At 73.9% G+C, this 19,542-nt stretch carries 15 protein-coding genes; 7 read left to right on the top strand and 8 right to left on the bottom strand.

The window, feature by feature from the left end; translation table 11 throughout:
* Positions 1-226 precede the first annotated feature (226 nt).
* Positions 227-985 carry a hypothetical protein gene (locus tag NVV95_RS17380; RefSeq protein ID WP_259487821.1) on the top strand — a complete coding sequence of 253 codons (759 nt, stop codon included), beginning with the start codon at positions 227-229 and terminating at the stop codon, positions 983-985.
* A gap of 59 nt (positions 986-1,044) precedes the next feature.
* On the opposite strand, the gene NVV95_RS17375 is transcribed toward NVV95_RS17380, so the two are convergent.
* The 4 genes from NVV95_RS17375 to NVV95_RS17360 all read right to left on the bottom strand — a co-directional run bounded on the left by NVV95_RS17375 (position 1,045) and on the right by NVV95_RS17360 (position 4,302).
* Positions 1,045-2,019 carry an anti-sigma factor domain-containing protein gene (locus tag NVV95_RS17375; protein ID WP_259487820.1) on the bottom strand — a complete coding sequence of 325 codons (975 nt, stop codon included), beginning with the start codon at positions 2,017-2,019 and terminating at the stop codon, positions 1,045-1,047.
* On the bottom strand, positions 2,000-2,644 hold the full coding sequence (locus NVV95_RS17370) for an RNA polymerase sigma factor (RefSeq protein ID WP_310796090.1): 645 nt from the start codon (positions 2,642-2,644) through the stop codon (positions 2,000-2,002). The genes NVV95_RS17375 and NVV95_RS17370 overlap by 20 nt, the downstream gene beginning before the upstream one ends.
* Before the next feature lie 111 nt (positions 2,645-2,755).
* Positions 2,756-3,433, bottom strand: a complete 678-nt coding sequence (locus tag NVV95_RS17365) for a class F sortase (RefSeq protein WP_259487819.1) — start codon at positions 3,431-3,433, stop codon at positions 2,756-2,758.
* A 23-nt stretch (positions 3,434-3,456) separates the two neighbouring features.
* Positions 3,457-4,302: a DUF4397 domain-containing protein gene (locus NVV95_RS17360; RefSeq protein ID WP_259487818.1), complete on the bottom strand. Its 846-nt coding sequence runs from the start codon at positions 4,300-4,302 to the stop codon at positions 3,457-3,459.
* A gap of 129 nt (positions 4,303-4,431) precedes the next feature.
* On the opposite strand from NVV95_RS17360, the gene NVV95_RS17355 reads away from it, so the two are divergent.
* The 3 genes from NVV95_RS17355 to NVV95_RS17345 all read left to right on the top strand — a co-directional run bounded on the left by NVV95_RS17355 (position 4,432) and on the right by NVV95_RS17345 (position 11,562).
* Entirely contained in the window at positions 4,432-5,988 is a 1,557-nt protein-coding gene (locus NVV95_RS17355) for a deoxyguanosinetriphosphate triphosphohydrolase family protein (protein ID WP_259487817.1), read from the top strand.
* A gap of 118 nt (positions 5,989-6,106) precedes the next feature.
* Positions 6,107-10,255 (top strand): Pls/PosA family non-ribosomal peptide synthetase, encoded by a 4,149-nt coding sequence (locus tag NVV95_RS17350; protein WP_259487816.1) that lies wholly within the window; start codon positions 6,107-6,109, stop codon positions 10,253-10,255.
* Positions 10,252-11,562, top strand: a complete 1,311-nt coding sequence (locus NVV95_RS17345; RefSeq protein ID WP_259487815.1) for a M1 family metallopeptidase — start codon at positions 10,252-10,254, stop codon at positions 11,560-11,562. Before NVV95_RS17350 ends, NVV95_RS17345 begins: the two co-directional genes overlap by 4 nt.
* 78 nt (positions 11,563-11,640) lie before the next feature.
* Here NVV95_RS17345 and NVV95_RS17340 read toward each other — a convergent pair whose 3' ends face one another.
* Both NVV95_RS17340 and ppk2 read right to left on the bottom strand, forming a co-directional pair.
* Positions 11,641-12,471 (bottom strand): 4'-phosphopantetheinyl transferase family protein, encoded by an 831-nt coding sequence (locus NVV95_RS17340; RefSeq protein ID WP_259487813.1) that lies wholly within the window; start codon positions 12,469-12,471, stop codon positions 11,641-11,643.
* Positions 12,468-13,385 carry a polyphosphate kinase 2 gene (ppk2, locus tag NVV95_RS17335; RefSeq protein WP_375163859.1) on the bottom strand — a complete coding sequence of 306 codons (918 nt, stop codon included), beginning with the start codon at positions 13,383-13,385 and terminating at the stop codon, positions 12,468-12,470. Before ppk2 ends, NVV95_RS17340 begins: the two co-directional genes overlap by 4 nt.
* 147 nt (positions 13,386-13,532) lie before the next feature.
* On the opposite strand from ppk2, the gene NVV95_RS17330 reads away from it, so the two are divergent.
* Positions 13,533-13,883, top strand: coding sequence for an MmcQ/YjbR family DNA-binding protein (locus NVV95_RS17330; RefSeq protein WP_259487812.1), 351 nt, complete (start codon positions 13,533-13,535; stop codon positions 13,881-13,883).
* A gap of 115 nt (positions 13,884-13,998) precedes the next feature.
* On the opposite strand, the gene NVV95_RS17325 is transcribed toward NVV95_RS17330, so the two are convergent.
* Positions 13,999-15,309, bottom strand: a complete 1,311-nt coding sequence (locus tag NVV95_RS17325; RefSeq protein ID WP_259487811.1) for a carboxylesterase family protein — start codon at positions 15,307-15,309, stop codon at positions 13,999-14,001.
* Between the two features lie 198 nt (positions 15,310-15,507).
* Between NVV95_RS17325 and NVV95_RS17320 the strand changes: the two genes are divergently transcribed.
* Positions 15,508-16,887: a hemolysin family protein gene (locus tag NVV95_RS17320; RefSeq protein ID WP_259487810.1), complete on the top strand. Its 1,380-nt coding sequence runs from the start codon at positions 15,508-15,510 to the stop codon at positions 16,885-16,887.
* Complete coding sequence (locus tag NVV95_RS17315; RefSeq protein WP_259487809.1) at positions 16,884-17,921, top strand: hemolysin family protein; 1,038 nt, start codon at positions 16,884-16,886, stop codon at positions 17,919-17,921. The genes NVV95_RS17320 and NVV95_RS17315 overlap by 4 nt, the downstream gene beginning before the upstream one ends.
* Positions 17,922-17,999: 78 nt before the next feature.
* On the opposite strand, the gene NVV95_RS17310 is transcribed toward NVV95_RS17315, so the two are convergent.
* Complete coding sequence (locus NVV95_RS17310; protein WP_259487808.1) at positions 18,000-19,469, bottom strand: MFS transporter; 1,470 nt, start codon at positions 19,467-19,469, stop codon at positions 18,000-18,002.
* Positions 19,470-19,542 lie beyond the last annotated feature (73 nt).

The following is a 19,542-nucleotide window of genomic DNA, read 5'->3' as shown; positions in this document are numbered from 1 at the left end:
GTGGGGGTGGTGAACCGCGGGCTGGTGGGTCGTGGGGGTGGTGAACCGCGGGCTGGTGGGTCGTGGGGGTGGTGAACCGCGGGCTGGTGGGTCGTGGGGGTGGTGAACCGCGGGCTGGTGGGTCGTGGGGGTGGTGAACCGCGGGCTGGTGGGTCGCGGGGGTGGTGAACCGCGGGCTGGTGGGTCGGGGGTGGTGGGGCGTGGCCTCGGCGGGGGAGGATGAGCCATGCGCGCGGTCGAGGAGGGGGAGCCCGGGGCGTGGATCGTGCCGCGGGTCGGTCGGTGGGGCAGCGTCGGCGGGGTCGCCGGGCGGGGGTTCGAGGCCTACGCGCGGGTGCTGCATCCCGTCCAGGGCGACGACCGCTCCGGGACGCAGCTCGGGCCCCGCAGCTGGGGGGAGGTGGCGCGGCGGACGGGGAGGGTCGTGCATCCGCTCGCCCAGTGGCACCGGGTGGCGGGGGTCGACGAGCTGCGCGGGGACGTCGAGCTCGACGGGTGGCGGGTGACCGCGCCGCCCACGGGCCGGCTCGACCCGCGGCTGCTGGCGGCGCTCGTGCCGGCGCTCGCCGCGGCCACCACGTCGGACGCCGTCACGCTCGCCGTGTGGGAGGGGTGGGGCGACGGGGTCGTGTTCGCCGGGCCCCGCTTCGAGCTGCCGGGGCGCGATTACGGGCTGATCGAGGGGCGGCTGGGGGAGCTGGCCGATCCGGCGTGGCCGTGGCAGGCGGGGATCGGGTGGCGATCGCCGTTCGAGGGGCCGATGCCGCAGTTGATCTGGCCGGGGGACCGGGCGTGGATCGTGGCGTCGGAGATCGACTGGGACTCCACGATCGTGGCGGGCGGCCGGGCGCTGGTGGACGCGGTGCTCGCGCTCGGCCACCTCGGCGAGCTCGGCCAGCTCGGGCGGCTCGGCGAGCTCGAGGCGTTCGAGGTGTCGGAGGACGACAGCCTGATGAGCGACTCCGACCGGATCAATTTGGCCTGAACGGGTCTCGCCGACCGGCGCGGACTGACCGGCGCGGACCGACCCGCCCCGCCCGCGCTTCAGCCGGCGCGGAGCGGGCCGCGCACGATGGAGTCGCCCGAGTGGGTCGGGTCGCCGTTGTCGGGCTCGGCCGAGATGTCGACCAGCGAGTAGACGGAGAGGTCGAGGCCGGCCGGTACCGCGAAGCGCCCGGAGGTTCCGTCGAGGAAGCCGATGCTGACGAGGCCGGACGAGTCACCGGCGATCAGCCACACCTCGCGTAGCGGATCGGCGTCGGATGCGGCGGGCACCGCCGTCACCGCGTCGTCCACGTCGACCACGACCTCGCGGCTGCCGTCGGGGAGCTGCTGCACCACGGCGCTGCCGCGCGCGTCCGGCCAGTCGGGGAACGGGTCGAGCGCCGCTCGGGCCACCACCGCACCGGTGGGCGTCGAGGTCACGCCGACCCAGGCGCCGATGCCGAGACCGCCGACGAGCCCCACGATCGCCGCCGCGGCCACCACCGGCAGCCACCGACGTGCCCCCCGCCGCCCCCGCCGCCCGTCCAGCTCGACGGGCTCCCGCAGCTCGGCGGGCCCGCGCACCTCCACCGGCCCGCGCAGTTCCACGGGCTCAACCAGCCCGGCCGGCTCGCGCAGCTCGAAGGGCTCGCGCAGCGCGGCGGCGTCCCGCGGCTCGGCGGCGGTGTCCCGCGGCTCGGCCGGCTCGCGCCCCTCGGCCGCGCCACGCGGCTCCACCGGCCCACGCAGCCCCCGCGGCTCGACCGGCGTCAGAGGCGGCACGACTGCCGACGAATCGCCGCTGCCACCCCCGGCCCCGAGCCCCAGCTCCGCCCGGATCCTCTCCCACAGCTCCGGCGACGGCGCCACCGACGCCACGCCCCCCGAGGCGCGCCCCACCGACGCGGTGCGGCTGAGCGAGGCGAGCTCCGCGGCGCACTCGTCGCACACCGCCAGGTGCCGGCGCTCGGCCGGGGTCGGCTGCAGCTCCGACATCGCCAGCAGTGCCAGCGTGTCAGGGTCGATATGGCTCATCACTCACCTCCAACCGTGTTCGTAGCCGTACGAGGGAACGACGGATGTGGCTCTTCACCGTTCCGAGCGGCAGACCGAGGGTATCGGCGATCTGGCTGTGCGTGAGGTCGTCGAAGAAGGCAAGTCGCATCACCCGCTGAGGAACGGGCTCGAGCCGGTCGAGCTCCTCGGCGATCATCAGCCGCTCGGCCACCGCGGCCGTCTCGTCATCGCGCTCGCTCACCAGCGCGGTCAGCACGGCGCCGCCGACGAGGGCCTCCTCGGCGCGCAGCCGACGGGCACGGGCGTCGTGCGCATCCGCGATGCAGTGCCGCGTGATGCCGACGAGCCACGCGGCCAGCCCCGAGCGCGCCGGGTCGAAGCCCGCGCGGCCGCGCCAGGCGCCGACGAACACCTTCTGGGCCACGTCCTCCGCCTCGGCGCGGTCGCCGAGCGAGCGCAGCGCGAGCGTGAAGACCAGGCGCGACCACCGCGTGTATACCTCGGCCAGCGCCTCCTCGTCGCCGTCGGCGAAGCGCAGGGCGAGCCGCTCGTCGTCGCTCAGAGTCTCCGGATGCCCGTCGGCACCCGCGGGCACCGCGGACAGTCGCGGGGGAGCCCCGCCGTCGGGGTGCTGATCGCTCACGTCAGGTGGTCGCCTTCGTCGTCGCGCCGCCTCGTCGCGCCGCTCGGGTGCGGCCGCTCGCGCCCGGGGCGCCGTGACCGTCGTGCATCCGAGCATAGTGTCGCCCCCACCTCACGGAACCGGGGCCGCCGTGACGATCACGTTGCTGAGGTAGTGCCCGGCGCCGTAGTCGAACTCGCCGCCGCAGGTGATCAGCGTCAGCCGGGGAGCGCCGGTGCGGTCGAACACGGTCGCCCCGGGCACACCGGTCTTGTCGGTGGTCTCGACCGACACCACCGCGAACCGGGCCGTCGTGCCGTCGGCGGAGCGCACCAGCACCTCGGTGCCGGCCGGGGCGCCGGCCAGGGCGGCGAAGTCGCCGAGCCCGTACTGCAGCGAGTCGACGTGGGCGGCGATCACCGACGATCCGGCATCGGCGAAGGGCGACGGGCCGTACTCGTACCAGGCCGCGACCCCCGGGTCCTCGGGCAGGGCGAGGGCTCCGGCGTCGTCGATGCCCTCGGGCACCACCGACACGTCGACGCCGAGGGCCGGCACCTCGACCCGCGCCGGTTCGGGCACGGCAGGGGCCGAGGCGGGCAGTCCGGCGTCGACCCGCGGCACGGCAGGCAGCGCGGGAGCGGCCGCGGCCGGTACCGGTGCTGAAGCCGATGGAGAGGGGGACGGTGCCGCCGTGGCGGCGGGGGCCGCCGGGGCGCTGACGGCTGTGGAGGCCGGTGCCGAGCATCCGGTCAGCACCCCGGCGACGAGGGCCGCGGCGAGGGCGAGGGGTGCACCCGCCCGCGCCACGGCCCGTCGGATGCGCGTCCCGCTCAGCGCGCCGCCTTCGCGACGGCGCGACGGCGCAGCGCGACGGCGGTGCCCGCGGCGAGCACGAGCAGCGCGGAGCCGCCGATCACGAGCCCGGTCGGGTCGGCCGGACGGTTGGTGGCCACGAGGCCGGCCGATCCGGCGGGCACGCCGCTCGGGTTCGAGTGCAGGCCGTCGATGGTCTGCACGGCCAGGGCGAGGTTGCCGTCGGCCAGGCTGCCCCAGGCGTAGACGATCGTGTTGACGCCCTCGGCGACGTTCACGTCGGCCGGGCCGATCACCGGGGTGGTCGTGCCGGTCGCGGCGACCGAGGCCGACACGGTGCCGGCGGGGAGATTCAGCACCTTCTCGTCGGGGTTCGACAGGTTGCTCACCACGGCCGACCCGCCCGCGAGCACGTCGACCGCGGGGGCTGCGGCGTCGTGGCGCACGGTCAGGCGACCCTGGCCCGCGGCGAGCGTCGAGGTGTCGTTCGTGTACAGCGTCGCGGTCGGTTTGCCGTCGGCGGTGAGGTGGGCGACCGCGGTGTAGTTGCCGCCGGCGTCGAGCTTCAGGTCGACCGGTCCGATGGCGGGCGACGAGGCGTCGGCCGCGTCCGACGCGGTGATCGCGACGGAGTAGGTGCCGGCCGGCAGGTCGAGCGGCCCGGCGAGGCTGCCCGGGGTGAAGTCGTCGAGGGTCAAGGCGTTGTTCACGTAGACGTCCACGGTGAGTCCGGGAACGGCGTGCAGCACCGACAACTTCGCGTCACCGTCGGCGGCCGACGCGGGGAGCGCCCCGGCGAGCGAGCCGCCGAGGGCGATCAGGGCGCCGGCGGCGATGGCGGCGGGGATCTTCTTCTTCTGCATGAGTACCTCCTGGTCGTGCTCCGCGGGGCGGAGAGAGAACTGCTTACACGGGGCACTTCCGGGCCGGAGACCGGTTCGGATGCACCCGGATCGAAAAAAATCCGGCGACGGCCCGAATAGGGTGAGGTGATGGACGAGAACCGCCGCCGACGCCGCATCGCCGAACCGGTCGACCGGTTCGCCACGGGCGAGGAGTTCCCGGAGTACCGGGTCGATCTGGAGCGCATCCGCTTCTCGCCCTACTTCGCGCGGCTGTCGGCCGTGACCCAGGTGATCTCGCCGTCGGGGGTGGGCCAGGTGGTGCACAACCGGCTGACCCACTCGATCAAGGTCACCGCGGTGGCCCGGGCGATCGCGATGCAGCTCACCACGACGGATGCCGCCCAGCGGGAGCTCGTCGACCGACTCGGCGGCTGCGACCCGGTCGTGGTGCAGGCCGCCGCGAGCGCCCACGATCTCGGCCACCCTCCCTTCGGCCACCTCGGCGAGCAGGTGCTCGACCGGCTCGCCCGCGACCGCCTGGGCCTCGCCGAGGGCTTCGAGGGCAACGCGCAGTCGTTCCGCATCCTCTCGGTGCTCGACGTCTGCGAGACGGTGGAGGAGGGGCTGAACCTCACCGCGGCCTCCCGCGCCGCCGTGCTGAAGTACCCGTGGGGGCGCACCCTCTGCCGCCCCGAGATCGACTCCGACGACCCGACCCTGCTGCCGCGCGGCTCGACCGCGAGCCGCTGGGAGACCGCCCCGCCGAAGTTCTCGGCCTACAGCCTCGACCTCGCCGACCTGCTCGACGCCCGCCGGGGCTTCGACGCGATCGCACCCTGGCAGCAGACCGTCGAGTGCTCGGTGATGGACGTCGCCGACGACATCGCCTACTCGCTGCACGACCTCGACGACTTCTACCGCGCCGGCGTGCTGCAGCAGGCGGCGGTCGCCGTGGAGTTCCGCACCTTCCTGCGCGAGCAGACGGCGCTCGCCGCCCTCGACGCCGACGAGCTGTGGAACCGGATCCCCGGGCACTCGCTCGAGCTGCTGCGCCGGCGCATCGTCTCCCGCGACCCGTGGATCGCGAGCGACGAGACCTTCCGCGCCTCGGTGCAGCGGGTCGCGACCGAGCTGGTGGAGGGTCTGCTCGCCGTGCCCTTCGACGGCTCGAGCCAGACCGAGCGGGCGATCGAGTCGTTCGTGTCGTCGTGGATCGGTCGGCTGCAGCGCTCGGTGCTGGTGCTCGCCGACCCGAACGTGCGCTCGGGACACGTCTCGCTGCTGCCCGACGCCTGGCACGACGTGACCGTGCTGAAGTTCGTGCACACCCGCTTCGTGATCGACCGGCCCGACTTCGCCACCTACCAGCGCGGTCAGGCCCGGGTGCTCGACACCCTCGTCACCGAGCTCGACTCCTGGCTCGACGACCCGCGTGACGGCACCCGCGCGCCCCAGAAGCTGCTCGATTTCGTCGAGCTGGCCACCGACGGGTACTTCCGGTTGCGGGCGGATGCGCCGGAGTGGCTGCCCGAGGACGCCGACGCCCCGGCTTCCGGGCGCCCCACCAGCGACCCCGCCTCGCTGGCGCGCTTCGGGCGCGCACGCGGGATCCTCGACTACGTCGCCTCGCTGACCGACGAGCAGGCGACCGCGCTCGCGTCGCGGCTGCGCGGCGACCGCGAGCCCTGGGCCTTCGGCAGCTGAGGGCCGAGCAGGTGCCGGGCGGCCAGCTGACGGCCCAGCAGCTGAGGGTCGAGCAGCTGAGGGCCCGGCGTTCACTCGTCGTCTCCTTCTGTTCATCTGACCTCGCCACCATGGAGGCATGACCACCGCGCAGCCCACGCTCGATCGGAGCGCGCTGGCCGCTCCGGCCCGCACGCTCGTCGACATCCTGCGGGAGACCGTCGCCGCGCATCCGGACGCCTCGGCCCTCGACGACGGCGACGGGGCGCTGAGCTACCGCGAGCTGGTGGCGCGGGTGATCGCCGCCGCGGCCGAGCTGCACGCGGCCGGGGTGCGCCGGGGCGATCGGGTCGGGGTGCGCATGCCGTCGGGCCACCGCGAGCTGTACATCGGCATCCTCGCGGTGCTCGCCGCGGGCGCCGCCTACGTGCCGGTCGACGTCGACGACCCCGAGGAGCGCGCCGCCCTCGTGTTCGGCGAGGCCGGCGTGGTGGGCGTGCTCACCGGTTCGCTGCGCTACCGCCCGCTCGCAGGCGCGGGCGTGGGCACAGGCACAGGCACAGGCTCGGGCGCGGCCACAAGCATCACCACGGCCACCACCACCGGCACCGGCACGAGCACCGCCCCCGCCGACGTCGTTCTCTTCGAGCCGGATGCCCGCACCCCCCACCCGAGCACCGCGTCCTTGCCCGTCGTGTCGCCCCCGCGCCCCGACGACGACGCCTGGATCATCTTCACCTCCGGCTCGACCGGCACCCCGAAGGGCGTGGCCGTCAGCCACCGCTCGGCGGCGGCCTTCGTCGACGCAGAGTCGCGCCTGTTCCTAATCGACGAGCCGCTCGGGCCCGGCGACCGGGTGCTCGCCGGCCTCTCGGTGGCCTTCGACGCCTCCTGCGAGGAGATGTGGCTCGCCTGGGCGCACGGCGCCTGCCTCGTGCCCGCCCCGCGCTCCCTCGTGCGCAGCGGCATGGACCTCGGACCCTGGCTCACCGCCCGCGGCATCTCGGTGGTCTCGACCGTGCCCACCCTCGCCGCCCTCTGGCCTGCGGAGTCGCTCGAGAACGTGCGGCTGCTGATCTTCGGCGGCGAGGCCGTTCCCGCCGAGCTCGGCCAGCGTCTCGCCACCACGGGCCGCGAGGTGTGGAACACCTACGGTCCCACCGAGGCGACCGTCGTGGCGTGCGCGGCTCCGCTCGGGGGCGACGGCCCGGTGCGCATCGGGCTGCCGCTCGACGGCTGGGAGCTGGCGGTGGTGGACGAGAGCGGTGAGCCGGTCGCGCCCGGAGCATCCGGAGAGCTGATCATCGGGGGAGTGGGGCTCGCGCGCTACCTCGACCCCGCGAAGGACGCGGAGAAGTATGCGCCGATGCCGACCCTCGGCTGGGAGCGCGCCTACCGCTCGGGCGACCTCGTGCGCTACGACCCCGAGGGGCTCGTCTTCCTGGGCCGCGCCGACGACCAGGTGAAGGTCGGCGGGCGGCGGATCGAGCTCGGCGAGATCGAGGCCGCGCTGCAGGCGCTGACGGGAGTCGCCGGAGCCGCCGTGACCGTGCAGCAGACCGCGGCGGGGAGCCCGATGCTCGTCGGCTACGTCGTCGCGCCCGACTTCGATCGGGAGGCGGCGATCGTTCGCCTGCGCGAGGAGCTGCCCGCGGCGCTCGTGCCGCTCATCGCCGTGCTCGACGAGCTGCCCGTGCGGGTCTCGGGCAAGGTCGACAAGAAGGCGCTGCCCTGGCCGCTCCCGGGTGCCGCCCCGATCGGCGAGGGCGACGCCCCGGCCATCGACGACCCGTTCACGGCGCGGCTCGCGGCCCTCTGGACGGGAGTGCTCGGAGCATCCGTCGCCGACGACCGGGCGAACTTCTTCGACCTGGGCGGCGGCTCGCTCGCGGCGGCCCAGCTCGTGGCGGGCGTGCGCGCCATCGACCCCGAGTTCACCGTCGCCGACGTGTACGCGCACCCGCGGCTCGGGGCGATGGCTGACGAGCTGCGCTCGCGCTCCGACGAGGCGGAGGCCGCGGGCGCCCCGGCGGGGCCGGCCCGCGAGCCGGTCGCGCCCACCCCGCGGCGGATGCAGGTGCTGCAGACCGTGCTCGGCGTCCCGCTGTTCGTGCTCGCCGGGCTGCGCTGGCTGGTCTACCTGTTCACGGCGTCCGCGATCCTGGTGCCGCTCGGGGGCTTCGACTTCCTGCCGACCGTGCCGCTCTGGGCGCTGATCGTGGGGCTGGTGCTCTTCGCCACGCCGTTCGGGCGGATGGGCGTCTCCGTCGTGGCGTCGCGGCTGCTGCTGCGCGGGCTGGAGCCGGGCGACCATCCGCGGGGCGGCTCGTGGCATCTGCGACTCTGGCTCGCCGAGCAGATCGCCCACCAGGTGGGCGCCGTGAGCCTCGCCGGAGCGCCCTGGATCACGCTCTACGCTCGGGCGCTCGGCGCGCGCATCGCGGAGGACGTCGACCTGCACGCCCTGCCGCCGGTGACCGGCTTCCTCACCATCGGGCGCGGCGCCGCCGTCGAGCCGGAGGTCGACCTCTCGGGCTACTGGGTCGACGGCGACGTGCTGCGGGTGGGGGCGGTGCGGATCGGCGCCGGCTCGAGCATCGGCGCCCGCAGCACGCTGCTGCCCGGCACCCGCATCGGCAAGCGGGCCGAGATCGACCCGGGCTCCTCGGTGTTCGGCCGGGTGCCGTCGGGTCAGCGCTGGGCCGGCTCGCCCGCGGCGCGGGTCGGCAAGGCCCGCGGCTGGTGGCCCGAGGAGCGGCCGCCGCGTCGGCCGGTCTGGGTCGCCGCCTACGGACTGTCGTCGATCGTGCTGTCGCTCGTGCCCGTCGTCGCGCTGGCGGCCGGGGCGCTCGTGATGCTGGCGGCCGCCCGGGGAGCCGACGGTCTCGCCGACGCGGCCATCCGGAGCCTCATGGCGGTGGTGCCGGGAACGCTACTCGCCGGGGTCGTGCTGGTGGTGCTTGTCGTCGCCCTCACGCGGCTGCTCGGGCTCGGGGTCACCGAGGGCGTGCACGCCGTGCGGGGCCGCGTCGGCTGGCAGATCTGGTCGACCGAGCGGCTGCTCGACCTCGCCCGCACCCTGCTCTTCCCGCTCTACTCCGGGCTGTTCACCCCCGTCTGGCTGCGGCTGCTCGGGGCGCGCATCGGCCGCGACGTCGAGGCGTCGACCGTGCTGCTCATCCCCGCGATGACGACGGTGCGCGACGGGGCGTTCCTCGCCGACGACACCCTCGTGGCGTCCTACGAGCTCGGCGGGGGCTGGATGCACGTGGCCCGCGCCGAGATCGGCGAACGCGCGTTCCTCGGCAACTCGGGCATGGCGGCGCCCGGGCACAGGGTTCCGCGCGACGGGCTCGTCGCCGTGCTGTCGTCGGCGCCCCGGAAGGCGAAGAACGGTTCGTCGTGGCTGGGGTCGCCCCCGGTGCGCCTGCGCCGCACGGCCGCGGAGGGCGACCTCAGCCGCACCTTCGCCCCGCCGGCGCGACTGCGGGTCGCGCGCATCCTCTGGGAGCTCGGCCGCGTCGTGCCCGTGATCGTCACCTGCGCGATCGGGTTGGGGGTCGTGTTCGCGCTGGCGGCGCTCGCGTCCGTGGCGCTGTGGCTCGCCGTGGTGCTGAGCGGGGTGGTGCTGCTCGCCGCCGGGGCGGTGGCCGCGACGGTCAGCACGGCGGCGAAATGGGTGCTCGTCGGGCGGATCCGGCGGGGCGAGCATCCGCTCTGGTCGAGCTTCGTCTGGCGCAGCGAGGTCGCCGACACCTTCACCGAGATGGTCGCGGCGCCCTGGTTCGCGCAGGCCGCGACCGGCACGCCCGCGCTCGTCTGGTGGCTGCGGAGCCTCGGGGCGCGGATCGGGTCGGGCGTCTGGTGCGAGACCTACTGGCTGCCCGAGGCCGACCTCGTGACCCTCGCCGACGCGTCGACCGTGAACCGGGGATGTGTGGTTCAGACGCATCTGTTCCATGATCGGATCATGAGCCTCGACACCGTTGACCTCGACCGGGGTGCGACCCTCGGCCCGCACAGCGTCATCCTGCCCGCGGCGCGGATCGCCGCCGACGGCACGGTGGGGCCCGCGTCGCTCGTGATGCGCGGCGACTCGGTGCCGGCCGGCAGCCGGTGGAGCGGCAACCCGATCGGGCCGTGGCGCGAGGTGCGCACCGCCGAGTACCGCTCGGCCGTGCTTGCCGGCGGCTCGGCCGGGCTCGCCGGCGGTTCGGCCGCGCTCGCCGGTGGCTCGGCCGTGCTCCCCGGCGGCTCCGCCTCGCTCGCCGGCGGGGACGCCTCGTGACCGGGCGCGGCGTCGCCTTCTCGGGCGACCCGTACACGCCGGGGGTCGGCACCTGGTCGTACCGGGTCGAGCACTACGACCTGGCACTCGACTACCGGGTCGAGACCAACCGGCTCGACGGGGTCGCCGTGATCACCGCGGTGGCCGTGGTGGACCTCGACCGCATCGACCTGGGGCTGTCGAAGCTGAAGGCCTCGAAGGTGAAGGTCGACGGGGCGCGGCCCGCGCGGGTCTCGCAGAGCTCGCACGTGCTGTCGGTGCGGCCGGCCTCGGCCATCCCGGCCGGGCAGCGCTTCACGGTGCAGGTCGAGTACGGCGGGCGGCCCGGGCCGCGGCGCAGCACCTGGGGGCCGCTCGGCTGGGAGGAGCTCACCGACGGCGTGCTCACCGCGTCGCAGCCGATCGGCTCGTCGACCTGGTTCCCGTGCAACGACCGGCCCGAGGACAAGGCGGCGTACCGCGTGCGGGTCACCGTCGAGGAGGGCTACACGGTGGCCGCGAGCGGCCGGCTCGTCGATCGCACGACCCGCAGCGGGCGCACCAGCTGGCTCTACGAGCAGGATGCTCCGACCTCGGCGTACCTCGCGACCGTGCAGATCGGGCGCTACTCGATGCGGTCGAGCCGGGGCCCCGTGCCCGTCGACCGCTACTATCCGGCCGAGCTGCAGGCGCGGGTCGACGTCGACCTCGCCCGGCTCGACGACATGATCGGCTTCTACACGCGGGTGTTCGGGCCGTATCCGTTCGAGCGGTACGCGGTGGTGGTCACCGACGACGAGCTCGAGATCCCGCTCGAGGCGCAGGCCATGGCGATCTTCGGGGCGAACCACATCGACGGCGAGCACGGCAGCGACCGGCTGATCGCGCACGAGCTCGCCCACCAGTGGTTCGGCAACAGCGTGGGAGTGCGCGCCTGGCGGGACATCTGGCTGAACGAGGGCTTCGCCTGCTACGCCGAGTGGCTCTGGTCGGAGGAGCGGGGCGGACCGTCGGCGGACGCGCTGGCGCGCGAGCACCATCGGCTGCTGGCCGCCGCTCCCCAGGATCTGGTGGTCGCCGATCCGGGGCCGGTCGCGATGTTCGACGACCGCGTCTACAAGCGCGGGGCACTGACGCTGCACGCGCTGCGGCGCACGATCGGGGACGCGGCGTTCTTCGAGCTGCTGCGGGCGTGGACGGCCGAGCATCGGCACGGGAGTGCGGACACGACCGCCTTCGTGACGCTCGCTGGCTCGGTGGCGGGGCGGTCGCTGGCGGGGATGCTCGGGGCATGGCTGCACGCGGCGGCGCTGCCGGCGCTGCCCTGAGCGGCGTCGTCGGGTCGGCTGGGCGCGGCGCGGCGGCCGTCAGGCGCGGTGGGGCGTCGCGCGGGGCGGGCCGGGGCGTCAGGCGGGCTGCGGCGTCGCGAGCGCGTCGAGGGCGAGCGGCCGCCAGGTGACCACCGGCACCACGGGCTTGGCCGACGGCTTGCGGGGCAGCACCGCGACGGATGCCCGTACCGCCTCGTCGAGGCGCAGGTCGGCCACGGCGTAGACCGCCTCCGGCTCCCCGTCGGGGTGCGCGGGGGCGCCGGCCTTGCCGGTCGCGCCGGTCGCGGTGCTCGCGCCGGTCGCGATCGTCGCCGTCAGCGCCCCCGCGTCCCGGCGCAGCAGCACGGCCGACGGATCGACCCGCAGGGCGCGCCCGTCGGACTTCAGCACGGCCTCGACCCGCGTCCAGTGCTGCACCGGGTCCCACGACCGGCCCGACGGCCGCGCCTCCGGCGGCACCAGTGCGGCGATCGCGGCCATCGCCTCGACCGGGGTGTCGGCGAGCTCCACATCGATGCCGACGTCGCCCGACCAGCTCGCCGCGACCGCGACGCCCGCCGCGCAGTGGGCGATGCTCACGCTGAGGGGGCGGCCCTTGGGTTTCCGTACGTCGACGTGGGGTCGTCCGTGCGGGCCGCCGCAGTCGGGGCAGAGCGCCCAGACGGTGACCTCGCCGGGAGTCGGCGCCGAGCCGCCCGGGCCGGGGCGCGCGAGCTCGGCCGCGAGGTGCCGCACGGCGACGCGCCCGAGCACGAACCGCGCGGCGACGTCGGGGTCGGGGGTGGTGGCGGCGCGCATCCGCTCTTCGTCGCTCAGCAAGTCGACGAGGTGCGGCAGCCGGGCGGCGACGTCGGGCGCCCCGGCTGCCGGCAGCGCCACCCAGCGCACGTGCACCTGCGGGGTCACGCGAGCGCCCCGGCCGCGTTCTCGCCGCGCTCGTAGACGTCGGCGGCCGAGCCCACGATCAGCGGATCGGGCCGGCCGACGATCGAGACGTCCTTGCCGTCGTAGTCGTAGAGGCTCAGCACATGGCGCATCGCCTCGAGGCGGGCGCGCTTCTTGTCGTTGCTCTTCACGACCGTCCAGGGGGCATCGGGCGTGTCGGTGGCGGCGAACATCGCCTCCTTCGCGGCGGTGTAGCGGTTCCACTTGTCGAGCGACTCGAGATCCATAGGGGAGAGCTTCCACTGCCGAACCGGGTCGACCATGCGGATGGCGAAGCGGGTGCGCTGCTCCTCGGCCGAGACCGAGAACCACAGCTTCACGAGGTCGATGCCGTCGCCGGTGAGCATCCGCTCGAACAGGGGCGTCTGGCGCATGAACTCGTCGTACTGCTCGTCGGTGCAGAAGCCCATCACGCGCTCGACGCCCGCCCGGTTGTACCAGGAGCGGTCGAACAGCACCATCTCGCCCGCGGCCGGCAGGTGCTGCACGTAGCGCTGGAAGTACCACTGCGATTCCTCCCGGTTCGTGGGCTTCTCGAGCGCCACGACCCGGGCGCCGCGCGGGTTGAGGTGCTCGGTGAAGCGCTTGATCGTGCCGCCCTTGCCGGCGGCGTCGCGGCCCTCGAACACGATCACGAGGCGGCGGCCGTATAGCTTGATCCAGTTCTGCAGCTTCAGCAGCTCGATCTGCAGCAGGCGCTTGCCCACCTCGTAGTCGGCGCGGTCGAGGCGCTCGTCGTAGGGATAGCCCTCGCGCCAGGTGTCGACGGGCGCGCCGTCGGCGCCGATCAGCACCGGGTCGTCGTCATCGTCGTCGAGCACGCTCGAGCGCAGGAGGTCGTCGAGTTCGGCGGGAATGGCCCAGCCGTTGAACAGCGTCACGTCGGCACCGTAGCGCCCCCGGGCGAACGGCGGATGAACGGCGGGGGTCCTGCGCCCCACTTACTTCGGCCGGCTCCAGTGGTCACCTGGCTGGCTGACGGGCGGATGCGCAGTGTAGGACGGGCGGGCTAGCCTCCGTGCATGGAGATCCGCCGCCGCGCCGACGTGCTCGAGGCCTGCGCCGCCCTGCCCGCCACCACCGACGAGCGGCCGTTCGGGCCGGAGACCGCGGTCGCCAAGGTGGTGGGGAAGGTGTTCGCCCTCACTCCGCTCGACTCCGAGGTCGAGAGCGTCACGCTGAAGGTCGCCCCGGCGCACGGCGAGGCGCTCGTGCGCGACCACCCGTGGATCCGGCCCGGCTACCACATGAACAAGCGCCACTGGGTGACGGTCACGCTCGGCCCCGGCAGCGACGGCGAGCTCGTGCACGACCTCATCGTGAACTCCTACGACCTCGTGGTCGCGGGCCTCCCGCGCGCCCAGCGGCCCTGAGCCGGGTCGCGCGAAGTCCGTTCCGCCGTCCCGCGGAGGTGCTTTTGCGCGACCCGGTTCGCGCGCAGGCGGGGCGGAGCGGGGCGGGGCGGGGTGCAGCGCGGGACGGCGCGGGTCAGAGGCGCCAGTGGCGGACGGCGCCCGGGACCGCGCCCGCCGCGGGGAGGCGGCCGTGGGCGAAATTGCCCCAGGCCTGCCGCACGGCGCGGCCCGCGGTCGCGAGCGACGCGGGCGTCGCGCCAGCGACGAGCGCCGCGCGCGACCACGTGTCCCAGCTGCCGAACAGCAGCGGAAGGTCGATCGTGTGGCACGCGCCGTAGGGGTTGCCCGGCGCCGCCCACGAGATCACGTAGCGGTGGGCCACGCCCCCGGCCCGGGCGTGCCGCCGCGCGAAGACCGCCGCCGGGCGGCCGTAGACGATGCGGGTGACGAGCGCGACGAGCATCCGCTGCACGAACCGGCCCACGAGCGGCAGCCCCGCCAGCACCTTCACCGCCGGAACCCGGGCCACGAACAGCCGCGCCTCCTCGGCCGTGGTGCCGATCAGCACCTCGATCGACGGCGCCGCCGCCCGCCACGCCGCCTCGACGAGCGGCTCGGGCGGCAGCGGATCGTGGCCGTACTGCGTGCCGAACGGCATCCCGGCGAGCAGCCCGTGCCGCCGGGCGGGCGCCGCGACCTGCTCCTGCAGCGCCACCACCTCGTCGGCCGGCATGGTCGGTGTGACGGCCGAAGCCACACGTCCCATCGCGTCGCTCATCCGGGCCCGCCCGCGCGAGATGCCGAGCGGCGCGCTCTGGATGATCGCCCGGCCGAACAGCCGCGGTGCCTCCGGCAGCGTCATCAGGTGCGCCACCGCGTCGCCGCCCGCCGACTCGCCGAACGCCGTCACCCGGCCCGGGTCGCCCCCGAACGCCGCGATGTTGCGCTGCACCCAGCGGAAGGCCTCGAGCTGGTCGAGGAGCCCGAGGTTCGCCGGCCGCTCGCCCGAGGCGAGGTAGCCGAACAGTCCGAGCCGGTACGTGACGGCCACCACGATCACGCGCTGCTCGCGCACGAGCGGCGCCGGATCCATGATCGCGAGGTCGCCGGCGCCCGAGGTGTACGAGCCGCCGTGGATCCAGACCATCACCGGCACCTGCTCGCCCTCGGCGAGGTCACCGGGCAGCGTGATCGTGAGTCGTTGGCAGTGCTCGTCGGCCGGCAGCTCGCCCCAGCGGGTGCCGAGCACCTCGTCGAGGAACGCGTTCTGCGGCTGCGGACACGCCGGCGCGCGCTCGACGGCGGGCCGCACCTCGGTCCATGCCTCGAACGGCATGGGTCGCGCGATCCGCGCGGCCCAGGCGTACGGCACCCCCTGCACCCGCACGACGTCGCCGTCGCGCCGGCCCTCGACGGGCCCACAGGGTGGCTCGAACACGGTCATCCGTCCATGATCCCGGATGCGCGCTGAGAGCATCCCGAACACCGCGAACCGCCCGTCCAGGCGCTTTTCCAGCCGCCCCCGCTACGATTGTCGGCATGGACGACCCTCCCCATCACAGACCCGTGCCCCTTGCCGACCAGAACCACGGCGCTCACCTCGTAGGTGCAGCCCGCGTGCTCACTCGCAGGGGGCCCGCCCTTGTATGAACTGAGCATGCTCGCGATCGGCCTCGTGCTGACCGTCGGCACCGGATTCTTCGTCGCCAGCGAGTTCGCCCTGGTGAACCTCGACCGTCACGATCTCGAGCAGCGCCAGGCGCGCGGCGAGAAGCGGCTCGGGCCGACCATCGGCGCCCTGCGCATCACGTCGACCCACCTGTCGGGCGCGCAGCTCGGCATCACCCTCACCACCCTGCTCACCGGCTACACCTTCGAACCGGCGATCTCCTCGCTGCTGCGCGAGCCGCTGATCGGCGTCGGCATCCCCGAGGCGGTGGTCCCCGGGATCGGCGCCGTGCTGGGCATCCTGATCGCCACCCTGTTCTCGATGGTCATCGGCGAGCTGGTGCCGAAGAACTTCGCCTTGGCGCTGCCCCGGCAGACCGCGAAGGTCGTCGTGCCGTTCCAGGTGGTCTTCACGACCGTGTTCAAGCCGGTCATCCTGCTGTTCAACAACACGGCCAACGCACTCATCCGCGCGATGGGCATCGAGCCGAAGGAGGAGCTCTCGGGCGCCCGCTCGGCCGAGGAGCTCGGCTCCCTCGTGCGCCGCTCCGCCCTGGAGGGCATGCTCGACACCGACCACGCCACGCTGCTCGGCCGCACGCTCACCTTCTCCGAGCGCGAGACCGCCGACGTGATGACCCCGCGCGTGCGCATGGCGAGCGTCGGCCCCGACGACACCGCGGCCGACGTCGTGGCGCTCGCGCAGCGCACCGGCTTCTCGCGCTTCCCCGTCACGGGCACCAGCGTCGACGACATCGTCGGTGTGGTGCACGTCAAGCAGGGCTTCGCCATCGATCCGGATGCCCGCCAGGGCGTCACCGTCGGCGAGCTCATGGTCGACCCGCTCTTCGTGCCCGAATCGATGGGCATCGACACGCTGCTCGGGCTCCTGCGCCGCAACGGCTTCCAGATCGCGATCGCGACCGACGAGCACGGCGGAACGGCCGGCATCGTCACCCTGGAGGACCTCGTGGAGGAGCTCGTGGGCGAGCTGGAGGACGAGCACGACCGCCTGCGTGCGGGCATCGTGCGCACGGGCCGCTCCATCACGTTCGACGCGAGCCTCCGGCCCGACGAGCTGCAGGCCCGCACGGGCATCCGCGTGCCTGCCGAGGACGACCACGAGACCGTGGCCGGCTACGTGATCGACGAGCTCGACCGGCTGCCGGAGCTCGGTGACGAGATCGACATCGACGGCGGCGTGCTGCGGGTCGAACGCGTCGACGGTCTGCGGCTCGACCGGCTGCGGTTCATCCCCGAGGAGCCGCCCGAAGACGGTTCGCCGGCCGAGGGCTCCGCCGCCGAAGGCACCCCCGCCACCCTGATCGACTCCCGACTGGAGGAGAAGCGATGAGTGACATCGTTCCCGGAATCGTGTGGCTCGTCGTGCTGCTCGTCGTCAACGCCTTCTTCGTGGGCGCCGAGTTCGCGGTGATCTCGGCCCGCCGCTCGCAGATCGAGCCGCGCGCCGAGGCCGGCAGCAAGGCCGCGAAGACGACGCTCTGGGCCATGGAGCACGCCACCCTCATGCTGGCCACCAGCCAGCTCGGCATCACCGTGTGCTCGCTGGTCATCCTGAACGTCTCGGAGCCGGCCATCCACCACCTGCTCGAGTACCCGCTCGCGCTCACGCCGCTCAGCCCCGAGCTGATCGGCGGGGTCGCGTTCGTGATCGCGCTGGTGCTGGTGACCTTCCTGCACGTGGTGTTCGGCGAGATGGTGCCGAAGAACCTCAGCTTCTCGGTGCCCGACCGCGCCGCGCTCATCCTCGCGCCGCCGCTGGTTTTCGTCTCGAAGGTGGTGCGGCCGGTGATCTGGGCGCTGAACGGGCTGGCGAACCTCATCCTGCGCGCCTTCCGGGTGACGCCGAAAGACGAGGCGACGAGCACGTACACCCTCGACGAGGTGGCGTCGATCGTCGAGCAGTCGACCCGCGAGGGGGTGCTGACGGATACGTCGGGCACCCTCACCGCCGCGTTCGAGTTCACGACGAAGAAGGTGCGCGACGTCGAGGTGCCGATCGCCGAGATGGTGCTGCTGCCCGCCGGGGCGACCCCGCGGGACATCCAGCGGGCGGTCGCGTCGCACGGGTACTCGCGCTACATCCTCACGGATGCGGCGGGGGAGCCCGAGGGCTACCTGCACCTGAAGGACGTGATGGATCTGGCGGGCGAGGCCTTCGACGCGCCCGTGCCCGGGAAGCGCATCCGTCGCCTCACCTCGGTGGCCCGGGACGCCGATCTCGAGGACGCCCTCGAGGGCATGCGCCGCCGCGGCTCGCACGTGGCGCGCTCGCTGACGGCCGAGGGTGCGGTCACGGGCGTGCTCTTCCTCGAGGACATCATCGAGGAGCTGGTCGGCGAGGTCTCGGACGCGACCAGCGCGTAGCGCCGAAAACGACTTGGCCCGTGCCGTTCCAAAACGAGAGTTTTAGGACGGCACGGGCCAAGTCGATTCCGCGGCGGGCTAGTGCACGGGGACCGCGGACGACGCGTCGGCCGTGGAGGGGAGCAGCTCGCTCTTCGTGCCGCGGATGAGCACCGCCGCGATGACCGACGCGAGCACGAGGCCGACGGCCGACGCGAGGAACGCCGCCGAGTAGCCGCTCGTGAACGCCTGCAGCTGCGCGGCGCCCGCCGCGGTGCCGGCCGCCGGCGAGAACCCCGACACGGCCGAGGCGTAGATCGCGGTGAACACCGACAGGCCGATCGAGCCGCCGATCTGCATCGCCGAGTTCGCGGTGGCCGAGGCCGCCCCGGCGTCGTGCGGGGCGACACCCGTGAGCGCCAGGTTCTGCAGCGGCACGAACACCAGCGCCATGCCGACGCCGATCACGATCAGCGCGGGCAGCACCTGCACGAGGTAGGAGCCGTCGGCGGTGATGAAGCTGAGGTACACCAGGCCGGCGGCGGCGATCAGCGGGCCGACGATCATCAGCGGGCGCGGCCCGATCGCGGGCAGCAGCTTGGTGGCGATCGGGGCCACGACCATGATCACCGCGGTCATCGGCAGGCTCGCGAGCCCGGCGGGCAGCGGGTCGAGCCCGAGCACGATCTGCAGGTGGAACGCCAGGTAGAGCATCGCGCCGATCATCACGCTGCCGACGATCGCCTGCACGAGGAAGGCGCCGCCGCGCACGCGGTTGGTGACGATCCGGAGCGGCAGCAGGGGCTGCGCCACGCGGCGCTCGATCACGACGAACAGCACGAGCAGGCCCACGCCGAGCGCGAGGAAACCGATGGTGTCGAGCGAGCCCCAGCCGCCCTCGGCGAGGCTGAAGCCGTAGACCAGCGAGCCGAGGCCGAGTGTGACGGTGATCGCGCCGAGCACGTCGTAGCGGTTGTCGCCCTCGGCCTTCGACTCCTTGACCAGCAGCATGCCGCCGATCAGGCCGACGATCACGAAGAAGACGTTGACGAGCAGGCACCAGCGCCAGTCGGCGAACTCGGTGAGCACGCCGCCCAGCACGAGGCCGACTGCGGCGCCCGCACCCGCGACCGTGCCGAACACGGCGAAGGCGGTGTTGCGCTCGCGGCCGCCCGGGAAGGTCACGGTCAGGAGCGCCAGCGCGGCGGGCGCGAGCAGGGCGGCGAAGACGCCCTGCAGCCCGCGGGCGAGGATCAGCTCGGTGCCGTTCTGCGCCAGCCCTCCGAAGGCCGACGCGACGCCGAAGCCGAGCATGCCGACGAGGTAGGTGCGCTTGCGGCCCCAGTAGTCGGCGATGCGGCCGCCGAGCAGCAGCAGCGCGCCGAACGCGAGCGCGTAGGCGGTGACGACCCACTGGCGCTCGACGTCGCTGAGTCCGAGCTGCTCCTGCGCCTGCGGCAGGGCGATGTTCACGATGGTGCCGTCGAGCACGACCACGAGCTGGGTGAGCGCGAGCACGACGAGGGCCCACCACCGGTTCGGGGTGCGGGCGGATGTGAGAGATGACATAGAGGTGACCTCCGGGCTTCGATGCGGATGCGGGATGCCGGAGGTTTTCAGCCTCGGATCGGCCGCGTCCTCG

The organism is Herbiconiux gentiana (genome assembly GCF_024978135.1).
Classification (GTDB): domain Bacteria; phylum Actinomycetota; class Actinomycetes; order Actinomycetales; family Microbacteriaceae; genus Herbiconiux; species Herbiconiux gentiana.
Note: the sequence above shows the minus strand (reverse complement) of the source record. Positions and strands in the feature narration are given on the sequence as shown.